Here is a 17,220-nt window from a genome sequence, read left to right as displayed (position 1 = left end):
CTCGGCCTGGCGCAGAAAGCCAATGATCTGCTCTTCGCTGAATTTGCTTGTTCTCATGTCCATCATTCTCCGGGTGGATGGACTTCTTGGAAATTTGGCTGGTACGGTTTATGGGGGGCAGGTCAGTGATGGCGTACTTATTTCGCCTTGCGCATAGCTTGGGACAACTCAACTTCACCGTGACTTGCAAGAACTTCAGCGGCATTGAGGCGGTCTCGGTCCTCACAGTTCTGGCTCAGCTTGGCCTTACCTTCCATCCGTGTGATGGTGATTTCAATGCCAACAATGGCTTTAAGCATGCCGTCAATGAACTCGGGGGTTGAATCTCCCATCTTCCATGGTTTTTCTTCTATGGCTTCATGCTTGCGAGTCAGGCGACCCACCACGCCACGCACAAACTTTTCCGTGTCCTGAACGACCATGCGTCCATGCACGTGCACGACCTCGTAATTCCAAGTGGGTACTTGGCGATGGAATTCGTGTTTGCTGGGATACCAGTTTGGGGATATGTAGCTTTCTTCGCCGCGAAAAATCACCAATGCGTCTATCCCATTGCCGCATTGTTGCCATACGGGATTGGCCCTCGCCACGTGCGCCGTGAGTACACCACGGGCAGCATCCAGTTCGAAAGGAATGTGATTGGCGTCCAGGCCTTCGGGGGTCATAGTCACCAGAACGCCCAAAGGGTGGGCCTGGATGATCTGTTGCATAAGCTCGGCATTTTTGATCGAAAAGTGGGCTGGAATGTACATGGTCTCAACGGGTCTCTGAAGAATTTGATGACCGGATTTTCAGACGATTCTGGTTTACCATGAAGATCTATTTTTGATTAAATTAAACATACCAGTTGATCATGCAAAAAATCGGATCGGTCCAGCGGGTCTGTGAAATTTTCCGACTCAAGATTCATGCTGGAGAACTCAGCCCGGGCGAAAAACTGTCCTCAACCCGGGCATTGGCATCCGATCTGGGCGTCTCTCGGTCTACTGTGGTCACCGTTTACGAACAACTCGCATCCGAGGGGTATATCGAAACAGCACCTGGTTCACGCGCTCGCGTGTCCTTGAACTTCCCTCTCCTCGCGAAGGCACATCGTCCATCCCTAAAACCTATTCAAAGCGAGCAACGCAAGCTGTCGGCCTACGGGCGACGTACCTCGGCATTGAAGTTACCTGTAACGCCTGAAATCAAACCAAGAGAAATCAACTTTCTCTACGGCGCCATTGCGGATGAAGACTTTCCCCGGCTCATGTGGCGAAAGCTCTACAACCAAGCGCTCATGAAGCGGCAATCAAGCCTGTACTATGCCGCGCCCGAAGGTGCAGCCGAGTTGCGTTCCGAACTTCAGGGCTATTTGCTGCGGGCAAGAGGTTTGTCGTGCTCTCAAGAGCAAATCATCATTGTTCAGGGCGCACAACAGGCCATTGATCTTTGTGCGAGGCTGCTGGTCGACCCAGGGTCTGAAGTATTGATGGAAGAGCCTTGCTATTTGGGTGCACGACTCAATTTTGAAGCCATGGGGGCTAAGGTGTCGCCGATCACCGTCGATGAGCAAGGGCTCATGTGCGACCAGTTGCCCAATGTCAAAAATGCGCTGGTCTATGTGACCCCGTCTCATCAATTCCCGCTTGGGTCCGTCATGTCCATCAGCCGCCGTCGTGAGCTCTTGGCGTGGGCGGCCAGAAACCGCTGCTGGATCATCGAGGACGACTATGACAGTGAATTTCGCTACGGCTTAAGACCTGTGCAGACGCTGCAATCGCTGGATGTCGATGGCTCAGTCATCTATATCGGGACGTTTTCAAAAACGCTTTCACCGCAGTTGCGACTCGGGTATCTGGTGTTGCCTGCGGAACTGGTGAATGTTTTCCGCCAGGCCAAGCAACTGACAGATAGACATACGCCGAGTCCTGATCAGCTAGTGATTGCCCAACTCATCCAAAGTGGGGCCTACGAAAGACATATCAGGCGGGTCAGAAGGGCGAACGAAAACAAAAGGGCTGTGCTGATCGAGGCGATCCACAAATTCCTGCCCAAACGTGTTGGAGTTGAAGGTACTGCTTCAGGTTTGCACATCGTCGTCTGGTTGGAAGATTTTCAAATCGAAGATGAACCAAATCTGATCGCGCGCGCCAAAGCTATGGGCATAGGCATTTGGAGCATCACGCCGCTTTACTCGGCAGGCGACAAGCTCAGACGGAAAAAGTGTGCCGGATTGGTTATGGGATATGCCGGGTTGACGCCGACTGAAATCAAAAAAGGTGTTGCGCGATTGGCTCAAGCAATTCAGCAGAACTGAGTTCGTTCAATGGCTCCAAAGGACCTGTCCCGGCAATCTCAAGAACACTCTTTTGAATGGTCATGATGGAGGGCCAGCATCACATAAAACCGCGTGCAATCGGTACGGTTCAAATTTGGGTTTTGAACGCGCTAGCTCAAGAGGTTTTGAGCAGAAAGCCGTCTCAACAGTTCGAATACCCCATCAAAGGGGTACTTTCTTCAAGAACGCGGAAAGCTTTGGAAGAAAAAAATCAATCAGATCAATCACTTGCAAACAGGTGTTTGAAGGATTGAAATATTGAAAGAAGTCACTGGCGGAGAGGGAGGGATTCGAACCCTCGGTAGGGTCGCCCCTACGCCTGATTTCGAGTCAGGTACATTCGACCACTCTGCCACCTCTCCGGGTCTGCGTCGTATTGGGCGAAGGCCAGATTCTAGCAGCGCAAGTCAGCCGCCAAGGCGCTCGGTGCCGCCCATGTAGGGGCGCAGCGCCTCGGGCACGGTGATGGAGCCGTCTGCGTTTTGGTAGTTCTCCAGCACGGCCACCAGCGTGCGGCCCACGGCCAGGCCCGAGCCGTTGAGGGTGTGCACCAGTTCGTTCTTGCCCTGCGCGTTTTTGAAGCGCGCCTGCAGGCGGCGCGACTGAAACGCCTCGCAGTTGGACACTGAGCTGATTTCGCGGAAGGTGTTTTGCGCGGGCAGCCAGACTTCGAGGTCGTGGGTTTTTGCCGCACCAAAACCCATGTCGCCGGTGCACAAGGCCATCACGCGATATGGCAAACCCAGCTTTTGCAGAATGGCTTCGGCGTGGCGGGTCATTTCTTCTAGCGCCTCGTAGCTGCGCTCGGGATGCACGATTTGCACCATTTCCACCTTGTCAAACTGGTGCTGGCGAATCAGCCCGCGCGTGTCGCGCCCAGCGCTGCCGGCCTCGGAGCGAAAACACGGCGTATGGGCGGTGAGCTTGATGGGCAGTGCCTCTTCGGGCAGCACGGTATCGCGCACAAAGTTGGTTAGTGGCACTTCGCTGGTGGGGATGAGGTAGTGGTAGGACTGCTCGGGCGCACTGACCGTTCCTTCTCCGCCACGCTCCGCCGAGGCTGCACTGTCCCGCTCAGCGGGCTGAGCCATGCCAAACGGCACCTTGAACAAATCGTCTTCAAACTTGGGCAACTGCCCGGTACCCACCAGGGACTCACGGTTGACCAGGTAGGGCGTGTAGCACTCGGTGTAGCCGTGCTCCTGGGTCTGCACATCCAGCATGAACTGGGCGAGCGCGCGGTGCAGCCGGGCCACGGGGCCCTTCATCACGCTAAAGCGCGCGCCGGAGAGTTTGACGCCCATCTCAAAGTCCAGCCCCAAGGGCGCGCCCAAGTCCACGTGGTCTTTGACCGCAAAGCCAAAGTCCTTGGGCGTGCCCCAGCTGCGCAGCACCACATTGCCGTGCTCATCGGCGCCAGGGGGCACGCTGGCATGCGGCAGGTTGGGCACGGCCAGCAACAGGGCCTGCATGTCGGATTGGATCTGGTCCAGGCGCGCGGCAGATTGGTCCAGCTCGGTCTTGATGCCCGCCACCTCGGCCATGGTGGCTTCCACCTGCGCTGCGGCACCTGGCCCTTGGGACTTGAGCACGCCTATTTGCTTGCTGAGGGTGTTGCGGCGGCTTTGCAATTCTTCGGTGCGAATTTGGTTGGCCTTGCGCTCGGTCTCCAGCGCGGTGAAGGCTTCCACATTCAAAAACGGCTGGGGCGATTTGCGGTTTTCCAGGCGCGCGACCACCGAGGCCAGGTCTTTGCGAAGTAAGTTGATGTCTAGCATGGTTGTTGGGGCAAGTAGCAGATAGTCAGGCCAAGGTGGCCGGGTCCAGATTGGCGCCGCAAAGAATCAGGCACACGGTCTCATTCGGGGCGCAAGCGTACACACCGGTTTGCAGTGCGGCCAAGCCCAGCGCGGCGGCGGGTTCTACGCCAAGTTTAAGCTCCCGCCACAGCCAAATCTGCGCTGCGCGGATGGCGCTGTCTTCCAGCAGGTAGGCGTCTTTCACATAGCGTTGCGTCACGCTCCAGCCGATGGCGCCTATGCGCCGCGCGCCCAGCGCGTCCGCAGCGATGCCCCCCACCTCCACATCGACCGGCTCGCCAGCTTGTCGTGCCGCCACCAGCGTAGGCGCCAGCACCGGCTCCAAGGCGACCACGCGGGCGCGGGCTTCAAACCAAGCCGCAACGCCGCCCACCAGACCGCCACCACCTACGCTCACCAGCACGCTGTCGGGCACGCCGCCTTGGGCTTCGATCTCGGCGGCCAAGGTGGCAGCACCGGCGACCACCTCGGGCTGGTCGTAGGCGTGCATCGCCAAGGCACCGGTTTGCAGTTGTCGCGCAAGGCAAGCCTCATGGGCCTGCGCGTAGGCAGAGCCTGCCACCACCACGTGTGCGCCCAGTTGGCGCAAGCGGGCGCGCTTGGCCTCGCTGGACACCTCGGGCACGAACACCTCGCAGCGCACGCCCAGCATCTGCGCCGCAGCGGCGGTGGCAATGCCCGCGTTGCCGCCCGACGCAATCACCACGCCGCTGGCGGGCACCGGCTGCGCCAGCATGCGGTTGAGCATGCCACGCGCCTTGAAGCTCCCGCCCACTTGCAAGTGCTCCAGCTTGAGCCAGACCTCGCGGCAGGGCAGGCCCAGCTGCGCGCCGGGCAGTTTCCACAAGGGGGTTTCGCGCAGAAAGCCACAGTAGCCACCGTGCAGGCCCTGCTGCGCAGCGGCGATGTCGCTGCGGGTCAGCGCAGGTGCCGTCATTCGCGGTCCAGGCGCAGGCCTTTGGGCAGGGGAAACTTCACCGTTTCCTGGATGCCATCGACCTTGCGCACCGACACCGCGCCCATGGCACGGATGCGGTCAATCACCGCTTGCACCAGCACCTCCGGGGCGGAGGCACCGGCGGTCAGGCCCACGCGCTGGCGGCCCTCGAACCACTCGGCGCGCAACTCGTCGGCGTGGTCGACCATGTGGCTCTCGGTGCCCAGCTTGTGAGCCACTTCGCGCAGGCGGTTGCTGTTGGAACTGGTGGGGCTGCCCACCACAATGACGATGTCCACCTGCGGACTCATGAACTTCACCGCGTCCTGGCGGTTCTGGGTGGCGTAGCAAATGTCTTGTTGCTTGGGCTCGCGCACTTGCGGAAAACGCGCTTTAACGGCAGCGGCGATCTCGGCGGCGTCGTCCATGCTCAGGGTCGTCTGGGTGACTACCGCCAGCTTCTCGGTTTGGTTGGGGGCCACGCGCGCCACATCGGCCACGTCTTCGACCAGATGGATGCCGCTGTCGAGCTGCCCCATGGTGCCCTCCACCTCGGGGTGGCCCTTGTGGCCGATCATGATGAATTCAAAACCCTCTTTGTGCAGCTTGGCCACCTCCACATGCACCTTGGTGACCAGCGGGCAGGTGGCATCAAAAATCTGGAAGCCGCGCGCCGTCGCCTCGTTTTGGACCGCGCGGCTGACACCGTGGGCCGAGAACACCAGCGTGGCGCCGGGTGGCACGTCGTCAAGGTCTTCTATGAACACCGCGCCCTTGGACTTGAGGTCGTTGACCACATAGGTGTTGTGCACAATTTCGTGGCGCACGTAAATAGGCGCACCAAACTTGGTGAGGGCGCGCTCGACAATCTCGATGGCCCGGTCTACGCCGGCGCAAAAGCCGCGCGGCTCGGCCAACAGAATTTCTTGGGGAGGGTGGCTCATAGCACTCCAATCAGTTGTACTTCAAAGGTCACAGGCTGACCCGCCAAGGGGTGGTTGAAGTCAAACAGCACCGCCGAATCGTCGCGCATCTGCAGCACCACACCGGCAAACTGGCCCTGCCCATCGGGGGTAGGAAACTGCACCACGTCGCCCACCTGGTAGGTCTCTAGCGGATCGCCCATGTCGCGCAGCACCTTGCGCGCCAGCCACTGCTGCATGTCGGGGTTGCGTGGTCCAAAGGCGGCACCGGCTGGGAGCTCGAAGGTGCGCCGGGTTCCCTCCTCCATGCCCATCAAACACTGCTCCACCGCAGGTGAGAGTTCGCCCGTGCCCAAACTCAGTGTGGCGGGCTTGTCGCTAAAGGTGTTGATGATGTCGCCATTGGGCCCACCGAGCCGGTAGTGCAAGGTGAGGAAGGATCCCGCCTCGACGCGGGGAAGCACAGTGGTCATACAAGTCCCGATAAACTGGCCCGTATTGTAGAAAGCTGGACACCATGTCCGTCAAAGACCTCCCCCGCGAAGCCCGTCCCCGCGAAAAGCTGCTGGCCCGTGGTGCCGGGGCCTTGGGTGATGCGGAGTTGCTGGCGCTGCTGCTGCGCACCGGCATCGCCGGCAAAGGCGTGCTGCAAATGGCCGACGAGCTGCTGCAAATTCGCAGCAAGCGCCCAAGCGCCGACGCAGCGCCCGGCTTTGGCGGTATCGCAGGCTTGCTCAACGCTACCGCTGACGACCTTAAAGTGGTCAAAGGACTGGGGCCGGCCAAGCGCGCAGAGATCATCGCGGTACTGGAACTGGCGCGCCGCGCCGTGGCCCAGCAATTGCAGGAACGCGCGGTGCTGTCGGACCCCAGCACCGTCAAGCAGTACCTGCAATTGCACCTGGGCCAGCGCCATCACGAGGTGTTTGCGGTGGTGTTTTTGGATGCACAAAACAAGCTGCTGTGTATGGAGGAACTGTTTCGCGGCACCCTCACCCAAACCAGCGTGTACCCGCGCGAGGTGGTGCTGCGTGCGCTGCACCACCAGGCGGCAGCGGTCGTGCTGGCACACAACCACCCCAGCGGCACGGTGCAACCCTCGCGCGCTGACGAGGCCCTCACCAGCACCCTCAAGTCCGCGCTGGCGCTGGTGGATGTGCGGGTGCTGGACCACATCATCGTGGCACCGGGCAACGCGCTGTCCATGGCCGAGAGTGGACTGATGTGAGCTGCTGCCCATGAAAGTCAACACCCTGTCCGACCTCAAAAAGGTCAAGAAGGAAATTGAGCGCCAGGCCCAGCGCGCCGCCGCTTTGGCCGCCGAGCAAGCGGCGCAGGCGCAAAGGCAGATCGAGCAAGCGCAGCGGCTGGCGGCGCAGCGCAACCTGTTCCAGGTGGCGGTGGGCAAGGTGGCGCCGCTGCCCCATGCGGGACGAGCCGATCTGACACCGCAGCGTCCCGCGCCAGTGCCCATTCAGCACCAGCGCGACGAGGCAGCTGCCTACCAAGAGGCCATCAGCGACACGGTGGATATCAGCAGCTTGCTAGATACCGACGACCAGCTCAGCTTTCGCCGCCCGGGTGTGGGAACAGATGTGACGCAAAAGCTGCGGCGCGGCAAGTGGTCCATCCAGGCGCAAGTCGACTTGCACGGCATGCGCAGCGACGAAGCCCGCAGCGCACTCACCGAGTTCATCAAAGACGCCCACAAGCGCGGCATCCGCTGCGTGCGGGTGATTCACGGCAAGGGCTTGGGTTCCCCTGGCCGCACGCCGGTGCTCAAGGACAAGGTGCACCGCTGGCTGGTGCAAAAGGCCGAAGTTGTGGCCTTTGTACAAGCACCGCCAGCGCAAGGCGGTGCGGGTGCGCTGGTGGTGTTGCTGCAGCCGGTGCGCAAGGCGGTTGGCGCGGCGTAGAGCGGTAGCGCCTCTAGCGCGCGCAGGACGCTTAGGACACTGAGCGCAGTTTCAAGATTCCGTCACACAGCTTTCACAAGCTTGTCTGATCATTCCCCGTGCACTGGAAGAACACCAGCGCACTCACACCCCTGAAGTGCTTCGCTTTGGACCACTTCAGCGTGGTGACACATCAATCCATTGGGAATGTCTATGAAACTCAAATCCACCTTTGCAGCGCTGGCTGTCGCACTTGCGTCCTTCAGCGCCCAGGCCCAAACCGAAATTCAGATGTGGCACTCCATGAGTGGCGCATTGGGTGAGTGGGTCAACGATCTGGCCAACGGCTACAACCAAACGCAAAAAGATTACAAAGTCGTGCCGGTGTTCAAAGGCAATTACGACGAATCGATGACCGCTGCCATGGCAGCGTTTCGCGGTGGGAATGCCCCGCACATCCTGCAAGTTTTTGAGGTTGGCACCGCCACAATGATGTACAGCAAGGGCGCCATCGTTCCGGTTGCCAAGGTGATGAAAGATGCAGGCTACAAGTTTGACCCCTCGGTGTACATCCCTGCGGTGGCTGGCTATTACACCGCGCCCAACGGTGACATCCAAAGCCTGCCGTTCAACAGCTCAACGCCCGTGTTCTGGTACAACAAGGACGCGTTCAAGGCGGCTGGTCTGGACCCCGAATCGCCTCCCAAAACCTGGACTGAACTCACCCTTGCCGCGAGCAAGCTCAAAGCGAGCGGCCACAAGTGCCCCTACACCACCGCATGGCAAACCTGGGTGCATCTGGAAACCTTTTCTGCCTGGCATGACGTGGAGTTTGCAACCCAGCGCAATGGCTTTAAGGGCTTGAACGCGCGCCTGAACGTGACCTCGCCGCTGCATGTGCGCCACATCGAAAACTTGGCCAACATGGCCGCCAATGGCCTGTTCGTTTACAAGGGCCGCGCGGGCGCTGCCGGCGCGACATTTGAGTCCGGTGAGTGTGCGATGTACACCAACTCCTCGGCTGCGTATGCAGGCATCAAGCGCAACGCCAAGTTTGCATTCGGTGTGGGAACGCTGCCCTATTACCCCGACGTCAAAGGTGCGCCGCAAAACACCATCATCGGTGGCGCCAGCCTGTGGGCGATGGCCGGCAAAAAACCCAATGAGTACAAGGGCGTTGCAGGGTTCTTCAACTACTTGTCCAGCACCGACGTCCAAACGCAGACGCACCAGCGTACTGGCTACCTGCCCATCACCAAGGCAGCGTATGAAGCCACCGAAAAGTCCGGCTTTTACAAACAAAATCCTGGCACCGATGTTTCGGTAACACAGATGGTTCGCAAAACCACCGACCGCTCACAAGGCGTGCGATTGGGCAGTTTTGTGCAGATTCGCACCATCATGGACGAAGAGCTGGAGCTGGTTTGGGCGGGCAAGAAAAGCGCTAAAGACAGCCTGGCTGCCATCAAGACGCGCGGCGATGAATTGCTAGTGCGCTTTGAGAATGCCAATCGCAAGTAAGCGATAGCAAGGCAACGCTGCGGGCCCGACTTGCCATCTGAGGCAAGTCGGGCCCCACTGGCTGATATTTCCGCCCACGCCTTTCGCTGCAATTTGCGAAGCCCCTCTCCCCATGAGCACCGAGAAACGCGTTCGATTCAAGTCCACATGGCTGCCCTGGGCCTTGGTAGCTCCGCAGTTGGCGGTGGTGGTGCTCTTCTTCTTTTGGCCAGCGGCTCAAGCCCTGCTGGAAAGCGTCTATGAGTCCGACGCGTTTGGCACCAGCGCAAGCTTTGTGGGTTTAGACAACTTCCAGCGTCTGTTTGCAGACAGCACCTACCTCCAGTCGTTTACCACCACTGCCATCTTTTCGGTCCTTGTTGCAGGCCTGGGGCTGACCATTTCTCTGCTGCTGGCAGTCATGGCCGACCGGATCGTTCGCGGGGCCTTCTTCTACAAGACGGCTCTGATTGTTCCCTACGCGGTGGCGCCCGCAGTGGTGGGCGTTTTGTGGGTGTTCATGTTCGCGCCGTCGATGGGGGTGGTGAGCCATGTGTTGCAGCAGGCAGGCATCCCTTGGAACCACCTGCTCAACAGCACCCATGCGATGGTGCTGATCGTGACGGCGGCGGTGTGGAAGCAAATCTCTTACAACTTCTTGTTCTTCCTGGCCGCGCTGCACTCGGTTCCCAAGAGCTTGATTGAGGCGGCGGCTATCGACGGGGCCGGTCCGTGGTCCCGCTTTTGGACCATTCAACTGCCACTGATCACGCCCACGGCGTTTTTCCTGCTGGTGGTCAACATCGTCTATGCATTTTTCGAGACCTTCGCCATCGTGGATGCCACTACCAATGGGGGCCCAGGCAAGGACACCGCCATTCTTGTGTACAAGGTCTACCAAGACGGCTTCAAGTCGATGGACCTTGGCGGCTCTGCGGCACAGTCGGTGGTGTTGATGGCGATCGTCATTGCGCTCACCGTGGTGCAGTTTCGCTTTGTCGAAAAGCGTGTCAATTACTGACGCAGCATGGAGCCCAAGCCATGATTGAACGGCGCCCGTTCTCCACCTTTCTCGCCCATGCGCTGGTCAGTGTTGGCGTGCTGCTGGTGGCGTTTCCGGTCGCTTTGGCCATTGTTGCCGCGACGCAAACCAGCGAACAGATCGCCCAAAGTTTTCCGATGTCGATGGTGCCCGGCGACAACCTGTTCGCCAGCTTTCACCAGGCGCTTTTTGGCGGCCAAACCGGCAAGGGCAACACCCTGCCGGCCGTTGCGCCCATGCTGTGGGTCAGCCTGGTCAGCGCCCTGACGATTGCGATTGGAAAAATCGCCATCTCGCTGCTCTCGGCATTCGCGATCGTGTACTTCCGCTTCCCGCTGCGCAACCTGGTCTTCTGGATGATTTTCATCACCCTGATGCTGCCCGTGGAAGTGCGCATTCTCCCGACCTACGCGGTGGTGTCATCTTTGGGCATGTTGGACTCGTATGCGGGCCTCACGCTGCCGCTCATTGCCTCGGCAACCGCCACTTTTTTGTTCCGCCAATTCTTTCTCACCGTGCCCGATGAGTTGGTAGAGGCCGCGCGCATCGATGGCGCAGGCCCCATACGCTTCTTCTTCGATGTGCTGCTGCCGCTGAGCCGCACCTCCATTGCCGCCTTGTTTGTGATCCAGTTCATTTACGGCTGGAACCAGTACCTCTGGCCCTTGCTAGTCACCACGCGCGAAGACATGTACCCCATCGTCATGGGCATCCGGCGCCTGATGGCCGGCGGTGACGCTGCCACCGAATGGAACGTGGTCATGGCCACCGCGCTACTGGCCATGCTGCCCCCGGCCTTGGTCGTGGTTCTGATGCAGAAATGGTTTGTCAAAGGCCTGGTCGACACCGAGAAGTAATTCCACACATGGCAGCTATCACACTCACCCACCTCTCCAAGATCTATGGGCAAGGGGCCAAGGCCAACCGGGTCATCCATGACCTCAGCGCAGAAATCGCCCATGGAGAGTTCATCGTCATCGTCGGCCCTTCGGGTTGCGGCAAGTCCACGCTTTTGCGCATGGTGGCGGGCCTCGAAGAGGTTTCGGGTGGCACCATCGCCATTGGCGATCGCGTGGTCAACACGCTGGAGCCCGCCGAACGCGATATCGCCATGGTGTTCCAGAACTATGCGCTGTATCCGCACATGAGCGTGTTCGACAACATGGCGTATGGCCTGAAAATCGCCAAAGTGCCGATGGCCGAAATCAAGGCCCGGGTCGACAAAGCCGCAGGCATTCTTGAACTGGGCGGTCTGCTGCAACGCAAGCCGCGCGAGCTGTCTGGCGGCCAACGCCAGCGGGTGGCCATGGGCCGCGCCATCGTGCGCCAGCCGCAGGTCTTTTTATTTGACGAGCCACTGTCCAACTTGGACGCCAAACTGCGTGCCCAGACCCGCCTCGAGATCCAAAAGCTGCACCGGGAGTTGGGTATCACCAGCCTGTTCGTGACGCATGACCAAGTCGAAGCGATGACCTTGGCCCAGCGCATGGTGGTGATGAATGCGGGGCACATGGAACAGTTTGGAACCCCAGAGGAGGTCTACAACCGACCGGCCAGCACCTTTGTTGCCAGCTTCATCGGCTCGCCCCCGATGAATTTGCTGCACCAGGCGCCCAACACACCGGCGGGACGCATTCTGGGCATTCGTCCAGAGCACATGGATATCAGCGCAAGTGGTTGGCCACTTGTCGCAGAAACCGTGGAGTTGCTGGGCGCCGAACGCTTGGTTTACGCCCGCTTGGGAACAGAAACCCTGACCTTGCGCCTGGATGCCTCGCATCCCGCGCCATCGGCGGGCGATTCGTTCTGCGTCACCCCACGCCCCAACCAACTGCACTGGTTTGACGCCCAAACTCGCCGACGCCTTCCTGATGCCTGAGCGGCGTCAGTGACGCCAGCGTCAAGAGCGCACGATCAGCACGGTGCGGTCGTCCCAGAAGTCGTGGGGCGTACTGCATTTGATGTGCGCAAAAGGCCCGATTTTGAAGGGGTCCTTGGTTTCCACCGCAAGCCATGCGGCCTCCCAGCTTGCAACGGTAGGCTCGGCCCCTGTTGCCATGTAGCCATCGGTAAAAAACTCCAATGAATCCACTTCTGCGCGGGGTCGGCTAAAAACCAGTAGGTCCGGCCCCTGGACCCGGTTGCCATCGAGCACAGCGTAGCCCAGGCTGTGGTCGGGACGGTTCATATAGGGTGGCTGTCCTTTGCTGATGCCTTGGGCCAGCAAGGTAGGGATCTGTTCTACGGCGTCAGGCGCGAGCAGATGCCGCAGTTGATCGCTGACAGTGCAACTCAAGTGCTGCAGCACCTCCTCAGACAAGGCAACACCCATCCCAAGCGCGATGGTTTGCCGGGTGCGCAACTCCAAGCTAATCCAGTCGTCGGGAGCCACAGAAGGTGACGCCATTGCGCGCTTGAACAATGCCACACGCGCCGCGGTGAAGATGGCGTCCACCGGCTTGTGGACTTGCACCTGCTCGCTGCCATTGATACGCACGCCAGAGTCTCCAACCAGCAAGAAGTGCAAGGTATCACCCGCATCGAGTGCCAAAGCGGCTGTGGTGGCCGCTTGAACTCCCGCCACTCCCTTGGCACGCAGCGCGGCCGAAAGATGCGATCCCATGCTTTGCAACAGTTGCAAACACGAGAACTCGGATGGCGGCCGGGTCAGGACAAAGTTTTGCGCCGCCAGTGCGCACTGCAGGGCCGCAAACCGGCCTGTGCTGAGCCCCCCAATGGTCTGGCCAGTAAGCGATGTTGCGCCATCGAACACGCCGTACAGGCGGCCTTGCTGGTACACCACGACATCGTCGGGCAATGCACGTCCGGACTTGTCCTTGCTAACGCACAGCGCCTCGACGTGTGGAAAGTGGGGAACCATTGCCATCTCACCCGCACGTTACGCAGCGGCGGACACATTTTGGCGCGCCGGATCGATGTCGCCAAAAAGCATGGACAGACCGATGCTCACCGAGGTGACCGCAATCAACAGCCCCGAGTAGGCTGCAGCCAAACCAAAATCTCCGCCGACCGCTTGTTGATAGGCTGCAATCGGCAGCGTCTTGGTCGCGCCGGTGTACAACACGATGGAGGCCGAAAGTTCATTGAAGATTTCCAGCCATGCCAACACCATGCCCGCAAAGATTCCTGGTCGCATCAAGGGCAACATGATTTTTGTGAATGTGCCCATTGGCCGGGCACCCAAGCTGGCAGAGGCATCTTCCAGAGAGATATCGATCTGATGAACCATACTGGCGGACGACCGGCTGACATAGGGCAGGCGGCGAATGACATAGATGATGACGATGATCGATGCCGTGCCAGTCAGCAACACAGGGGGAGTGTTAAACACCTGGACAAAACCGATTCCGAGCACCGTGCCCGGAACAATGAAGGGCACCATCAGGAAGAAGTCCAGGCAGCGACTGAGCACGGTTTTTTGTCGTGTCAGCACATACCCCAAAACCGCACCAAGTACCGTGACGATCACCAAGGCCGTGCCGGCAAACACCAGGCTGTTGGTCAGTGCGTTGCCCATGAGCGCAAACGCCTTTTGGTAGTTGCCCAAGGTCAGCTCGGGCTGAAAAACGGCACCCCGGACCTCCAGAAACGAGGAGACCAGGACCACAATGATCGGTGCATTGGCAAGCAGCACCACGCCAATTGCCGCGCCCGCTAGCAAGCCTTGTTGGGTTTTGCTGGGCGTCTTCAGGACCGCCCTCTGGGAGCCATCGTTAAAGACGCGGTTGGACCGGTTAAGCCATTGCCCCAGGCCCACCACCAAACCCGCCATCAGCACCAGCACCACCGAGGTGACTGCGGCCATTCCGGGTTCTTCGCCGATCTCGCTCAGAAACAGGTTGTATGCCAACGTGGCCAGCACCTGAAAGCGCTCACCCTCACCCAGCAGATTGGGCAAACCAAAATCGGCCAAGACAGCCAGAAAGACCAGCATTGCCGAGGTGACCACTGCGGGCCGCAGCAAGGGCAAGGTAACGCTGAAAAACACTCCCATAGGCCTGCGTCCCAGCACACTGGCTGCCTCCTCTACGCTGTGGTCGAGTTGCCGCATCGCTGCGGCGACGATCCAGAAAACGATCGGATACAGACTCAATGCGCTGGCCACAATGATGCCGGTGGGGCCATAGATGGTGGGTGTTTGCACCCCCAAGTCATGTGCCCACTGGGTCACGATGCCGCCACGTCCAAGCAAAATAATCCAAGCGTAGGCGCCAATAAAGGGTGGCGACATCATGGATAACAGCACCAGCACACGCAGCACGGGCTTGCCAGGAAAGGCAAATCGCGAAAACGCATAGGCCAGTGGAACCCCAATAAGCAGCGCCAACAACATGGTGCCAGTGGCGACCGCCAGGCTGTTGTAGGTCGCCCGCATGAAGTAGGACGAAGAGAAAAACGTGATGTAGTTCTCCAGACCAAACCGTTGGCTGTTTTGGCCAATCAGGCTTTGCCGAGCCAGCTCAAAGAGGGGCAAAACGACAAACGCAGAGCACAACACAAGCCCTGCAATAACGACCCAGCGCCACACATCGGTCGAGTGTCTGGAAGAGGCCACAGGTCTACCTAAGGCGCTCGCCCGATTCGGCATCAAACACGCACGCGCCCAAGGGATTGAAGCGGATAGAGCGCGGGCCTTGCACACTGGGCGCAAGCACTGTGCAAGCCATATCGAACACCAGCAAGGCACCTTGCGATGTGCGCACGCGGTACTGAAGGCGGGTCCCCAAGTAGGTGGTGAGCTCCACGCGGACATGGTCCCAACCTGGCAGGCTGGGGTCGTCACTAAAAGTCACGGCGTCCAAGCGAATGCCCAAATGAACCGCCCGGCCATTCCAATGCTGAGCGCCCGGCCAGGGCAAGACCTGTTCCAGCGCCAAGCGATGATCGCCATCGGTGCGCAACTGCACTTCGTGCGCATTCACCTCCAGCACGCCTTGGACCCAATTACAGCCGCCGACAAAGTCCATGACGAAGGCCTGATGGGGGTCGCCATAAATGCTTTGCGGTGTGCCCAGCTGGGCAATAACGCCCGCATTCATCACCGCGATCCGGTCTGACACCGCTAGCGCCTCTTCTTGGTCATGGGTCACGTAAAGCGTGGTGATACCTAAGTCACGTTGCAGCAATCGGATCTCTTGCCGCATTTCAATGCGCAGCTTTGCATCCAGGTTAGAGAGCGGCTCGTCCATCAGCAACAGCGTGGGATTGATCACCAGTGCGCGGGCCAGGCCAACGCGTTGCTTTTGCCCGCCCGACAGCTCGGTGGGAAACCGCTCTCCCAAGTGACCCAACTGAACTTTTTGGAGCGCATCACTCACGCGCACTCGAATGTCCTGTGGCGTACACCGTCTGGCTTGGAGTCCATAGGCCACGTTGGCGGCCACAGTCATGTGCGGAAACACCGCATAGTTTTGAAACACCATGCCCATGTCACGCAAATGCGTGGGCTGGGAGGTGATGTCTGTCTCATTCGCATAAATCTGGCCCGCGTCTGGCGGATAGAAGCCCGCCAAGGCGCGCAGCAAGGTGGTCTTTCCGCAACCCGAAGGCCCCAGCAAGGTGAGCAGTTCCCCGGGTTGGATGTCGAGGTCCACTGCATCAAGCACCACATGCGCACCAAAGCGCTTGCTCAGGCCCTTCAACGAAAAGCGATAGCCCATCCGTGCGCAACCAAACGCTTTAGCGGCGCAGCAACTGCTGGTAGCGGTTCATGTATTCCTTGCTGTTGGCAGTCGACCATTCGCGAGAGTAGTTGTTCACCGGCAGTCGAGCGGCCGTCGGGCTGTTGCCCGGGGCAGCCACATCGCCGCGCACGGGTCGGCGACCAGAGGCTTTCACCAGCATGGACTGGCCTTCAGCGGAAGACAGGTAGTCCAGTACAGCCTTTGCGCCCGCAGGATTGGGGCCCTTTGCCACCAAGGCCATGGCATCTGCGGAGGCGTTGATGCCTTCTTTGGGATACACAATGCGGATCGGCGCACCGCCATCAATGAATCGCTGAGCACTGTCTTCCAACGTCAGGGACATCGCATACTCGCCTTGGGCTGTGCCGCGGATGACAGAGGTAGAGCTTCCGGTGATCACGAAGTTTTTCATGATCTCAGAGAACAATGCCCATCCCTTGGTGTCCCCTTCGTTGTGCACGATCTGGAGCATTTGGGTCAGAGCAGAGCTGGATTTGTCGGCACCTGCAAATGCAATCTTTCCTTTCCATTTGGGGTCTGCCAACTCGGCCCAGGTCGAGGGAATCTCGGAGGCTGGAACCAGTTTGGTGTTCACCGCCAGAACCGTGGGAATGGTTTCAGCAAACGGGGTCCACAAGGGGTTGGTGGTGTAGTGCGGGTACAGCTTGGACAAGTCCTTGACCTTGTATGCCTCAAACAAATCGGCATTGGCTTCCACCACATCAACACCGGTGGACACCACCACATCGGCCAGTGGACGGGCGCTTTCTGCCCTGAGTCGCTTGACGAGCTCGCCGCCGCCCGCAGAAATCACCTGGATGTCCACACCCAGCTTGGCCTTGAGTGCGGGAACCATGGCGTTTTGAATCTCGGCAGGTGCCGAGGTGTACACCACCACCGTGCCTTGCGCGAAACCCAGCGTGGGAACCAATGCAGCGATAAGCAGTGCCTTCTTAAGGAGGCTGGTAATCGAACGATTCAAGGGTTGGAACGACATGGTCATGGGGTGCACCTTTATTCAGAACATGAATGACGGGTGCGATGTTGCGTTGGCGGTGTGAAGGTTTTGTGACCTGGC

The 17,220-nt window shown here is 59.5% G+C and carries 16 protein-coding genes and 1 tRNA gene; 7 read left to right on the top strand and 10 right to left on the bottom strand.

Going from position 1 to position 17,220, the window contains the following annotated elements:
• Positions 1–137: 137 nt before the first annotated feature.
• Complete coding sequence (locus ACILRC_RS13725) at positions 138–752, bottom strand: FMN-binding negative transcriptional regulator (RefSeq protein ID WP_395669942.1); 615 nt, start codon at positions 750–752, stop codon at positions 138–140.
• A gap of 101 nt (positions 753–853) precedes the next feature.
• On the opposite strand from ACILRC_RS13725, the gene ACILRC_RS13720 reads away from it, so the two are divergent.
• Positions 854–2,299: a PLP-dependent aminotransferase family protein gene (locus ACILRC_RS13720; protein WP_395669941.1), complete on the top strand. Its 1,446-nt coding sequence runs from the start codon at positions 854–856 to the stop codon at positions 2,297–2,299.
• A 293-nt stretch (positions 2,300–2,592) separates the two neighbouring features.
• Here the strand turns inward: ACILRC_RS13720 and ACILRC_RS13715 are convergent.
• From ACILRC_RS13715 to ACILRC_RS13695, 5 genes are all read right to left on the bottom strand, one after another.
• Positions 2,593–2,682, bottom strand: a tRNA-Ser gene (locus tag ACILRC_RS13715).
• Between the two features lie 45 nt (positions 2,683–2,727).
• Positions 2,728–4,098, bottom strand: coding sequence for a serine--tRNA ligase (serS, locus tag ACILRC_RS13710; RefSeq protein ID WP_395669940.1), 1,371 nt, complete (start codon positions 4,096–4,098; stop codon positions 2,728–2,730).
• Positions 4,099–4,123: 25 nt separating this feature from the next.
• Entirely contained in the window at positions 4,124–5,077 is a 954-nt protein-coding gene (locus ACILRC_RS13705) for a threonine/serine dehydratase (protein ID WP_395669939.1), read from the bottom strand.
• Positions 5,074–6,021, bottom strand: a complete 948-nt coding sequence (gene ispH / locus ACILRC_RS13700; RefSeq protein ID WP_395669938.1) for a 4-hydroxy-3-methylbut-2-enyl diphosphate reductase — start codon at positions 6,019–6,021, stop codon at positions 5,074–5,076. The genes ACILRC_RS13705 and ispH overlap by 4 nt, the downstream gene beginning before the upstream one ends.
• Positions 6,018–6,473, bottom strand: coding sequence for a peptidylprolyl isomerase (locus ACILRC_RS13695; RefSeq protein ID WP_395669937.1), 456 nt, complete (start codon positions 6,471–6,473; stop codon positions 6,018–6,020). Before ACILRC_RS13695 ends, ispH begins: the two co-directional genes overlap by 4 nt.
• Positions 6,474–6,517: 44 nt before the next feature.
• Here ACILRC_RS13695 and radC point away from each other — a divergent pair, with 44 nt between their 5' ends.
• The 6 genes from radC to ugpC all read left to right on the top strand — a co-directional run bounded on the left by radC (position 6,518) and on the right by ugpC (position 12,316).
• Positions 6,518–7,228 (top strand): DNA repair protein RadC, encoded by a 711-nt coding sequence (gene radC / locus ACILRC_RS13690; RefSeq protein ID WP_395669936.1) that lies wholly within the window; start codon positions 6,518–6,520, stop codon positions 7,226–7,228.
• A gap of 10 nt (positions 7,229–7,238) precedes the next feature.
• Positions 7,239–7,916 (top strand): Smr/MutS family protein, encoded by a 678-nt coding sequence (locus ACILRC_RS13685; protein ID WP_395669935.1) that lies wholly within the window; start codon positions 7,239–7,241, stop codon positions 7,914–7,916.
• Positions 7,917–8,108: 192 nt separating this feature from the next.
• Positions 8,109–9,416 carry a sn-glycerol-3-phosphate ABC transporter substrate-binding protein UgpB gene (ugpB, locus tag ACILRC_RS13680; protein WP_395669934.1) on the top strand — a complete coding sequence of 436 codons (1,308 nt, stop codon included), beginning with the start codon at positions 8,109–8,111 and terminating at the stop codon, positions 9,414–9,416.
• A 112-nt stretch (positions 9,417–9,528) separates the two neighbouring features.
• Positions 9,529–10,416, top strand: a complete 888-nt coding sequence (gene ugpA, locus ACILRC_RS13675; RefSeq protein WP_395669933.1) for a sn-glycerol-3-phosphate ABC transporter permease UgpA — start codon at positions 9,529–9,531, stop codon at positions 10,414–10,416.
• Between the two features lie 20 nt (positions 10,417–10,436).
• Complete coding sequence (gene ugpE / locus ACILRC_RS13670) at positions 10,437–11,294, top strand: sn-glycerol-3-phosphate ABC transporter permease UgpE (RefSeq protein WP_395669932.1); 858 nt, start codon at positions 10,437–10,439, stop codon at positions 11,292–11,294.
• 8 nt (positions 11,295–11,302) lie between these two features.
• Positions 11,303–12,316, top strand: a complete 1,014-nt coding sequence (gene ugpC, locus ACILRC_RS13665; RefSeq protein WP_395669931.1) for a sn-glycerol-3-phosphate ABC transporter ATP-binding protein UgpC — start codon at positions 11,303–11,305, stop codon at positions 12,314–12,316.
• A 21-nt stretch (positions 12,317–12,337) separates the two neighbouring features.
• On the opposite strand, the gene ACILRC_RS13660 is transcribed toward ugpC, so the two are convergent.
• The 4 genes from ACILRC_RS13660 to ACILRC_RS13645 are packed head-to-tail and all read right to left on the bottom strand — an operon-like array spanning position 12,338 to position 17,145.
• On the bottom strand, positions 12,338–13,324 hold the full coding sequence (locus ACILRC_RS13660; protein ID WP_395669930.1) for a hypothetical protein: 987 nt from the start codon (positions 13,322–13,324) through the stop codon (positions 12,338–12,340).
• Between the two features lie 12 nt (positions 13,325–13,336).
• Entirely contained in the window at positions 13,337–15,013 is a 1,677-nt protein-coding gene (locus ACILRC_RS13655; protein ID WP_395669929.1) for an ABC transporter permease, read from the bottom strand.
• Between the two features lie 4 nt (positions 15,014–15,017).
• A complete protein-coding gene (locus ACILRC_RS13650) occupies positions 15,018–16,118 on the bottom strand; it encodes an ABC transporter ATP-binding protein (protein WP_395669928.1) in 1,101 nt (366 codons plus the stop codon).
• A gap of 19 nt (positions 16,119–16,137) precedes the next feature.
• Positions 16,138–17,145 (bottom strand): extracellular solute-binding protein, encoded by a 1,008-nt coding sequence (locus ACILRC_RS13645; RefSeq protein WP_395669927.1) that lies wholly within the window; start codon positions 17,143–17,145, stop codon positions 16,138–16,140.
• Between the last annotated feature and the right edge of the window lie 75 nt (positions 17,146–17,220).

Origin of the sequence: Rhodoferax sp. (assembly GCF_044236835.1) — a bacterium.
Taxonomy (GTDB): Bacteria; Pseudomonadota; Gammaproteobacteria; order Burkholderiales; family Burkholderiaceae_C; genus Allorhodoferax.
This window is presented reverse-complemented; position numbering and strand designations above follow the sequence as displayed.

Excerpts from the sequence above, each read along its gene's own strand:
- ACILRC_RS13720 (WP_395669941.1), top strand. The coding sequence starts at position 854 with ATGCAAAAAATCGGATCGGTCCAGCGGGTCTGTGAAATTTTCCGACTC.
- ACILRC_RS13725 (WP_395669942.1), bottom strand. The coding sequence starts at position 752 with ATGTACATTCCAGCCCACTTTTCGATCAAAAATGCCGAGCTTATGCAA.
- serS (WP_395669940.1), bottom strand. The coding sequence starts at position 4,098 with ATGCTAGACATCAACTTACTTCGCAAAGACCTGGCCTCGGTGGTCGCG.
- ugpB (WP_395669934.1), top strand. The coding sequence starts at position 8,109 with ATGAAACTCAAATCCACCTTTGCAGCGCTGGCTGTCGCACTTGCGTCC.
- ACILRC_RS13645 (WP_395669927.1), bottom strand. The coding sequence starts at position 17,145 with ATGACCATGTCGTTCCAACCCTTGAATCGTTCGATTACCAGCCTCCTT.
- ACILRC_RS13695 (WP_395669937.1), bottom strand. The coding sequence starts at position 6,473 with ATGACCACTGTGCTTCCCCGCGTCGAGGCGGGATCCTTCCTCACCTTG.
- ugpE (WP_395669932.1), top strand. The coding sequence starts at position 10,437 with ATGATTGAACGGCGCCCGTTCTCCACCTTTCTCGCCCATGCGCTGGTC.
- ispH (WP_395669938.1), bottom strand. The coding sequence starts at position 6,021 with ATGAGCCACCCTCCCCAAGAAATTCTGTTGGCCGAGCCGCGCGGCTTT.
- ACILRC_RS13650 (WP_395669928.1), bottom strand. The coding sequence starts at position 16,118 with ATGGGCTATCGCTTTTCGTTGAAGGGCCTGAGCAAGCGCTTTGGTGCG.
- ugpA (WP_395669933.1), top strand. The coding sequence starts at position 9,529 with ATGAGCACCGAGAAACGCGTTCGATTCAAGTCCACATGGCTGCCCTGG.
- ACILRC_RS13660 (WP_395669930.1), bottom strand. The coding sequence starts at position 13,324 with ATGGCAATGGTTCCCCACTTTCCACACGTCGAGGCGCTGTGCGTTAGC.
- ugpC (WP_395669931.1), top strand. The coding sequence starts at position 11,303 with ATGGCAGCTATCACACTCACCCACCTCTCCAAGATCTATGGGCAAGGG.
- ACILRC_RS13685 (WP_395669935.1), top strand. The coding sequence starts at position 7,239 with ATGAAAGTCAACACCCTGTCCGACCTCAAAAAGGTCAAGAAGGAAATT.
- ACILRC_RS13705 (WP_395669939.1), bottom strand. The coding sequence starts at position 5,077 with ATGACGGCACCTGCGCTGACCCGCAGCGACATCGCCGCTGCGCAGCAG.
- radC (WP_395669936.1), top strand. The coding sequence starts at position 6,518 with ATGTCCGTCAAAGACCTCCCCCGCGAAGCCCGTCCCCGCGAAAAGCTG.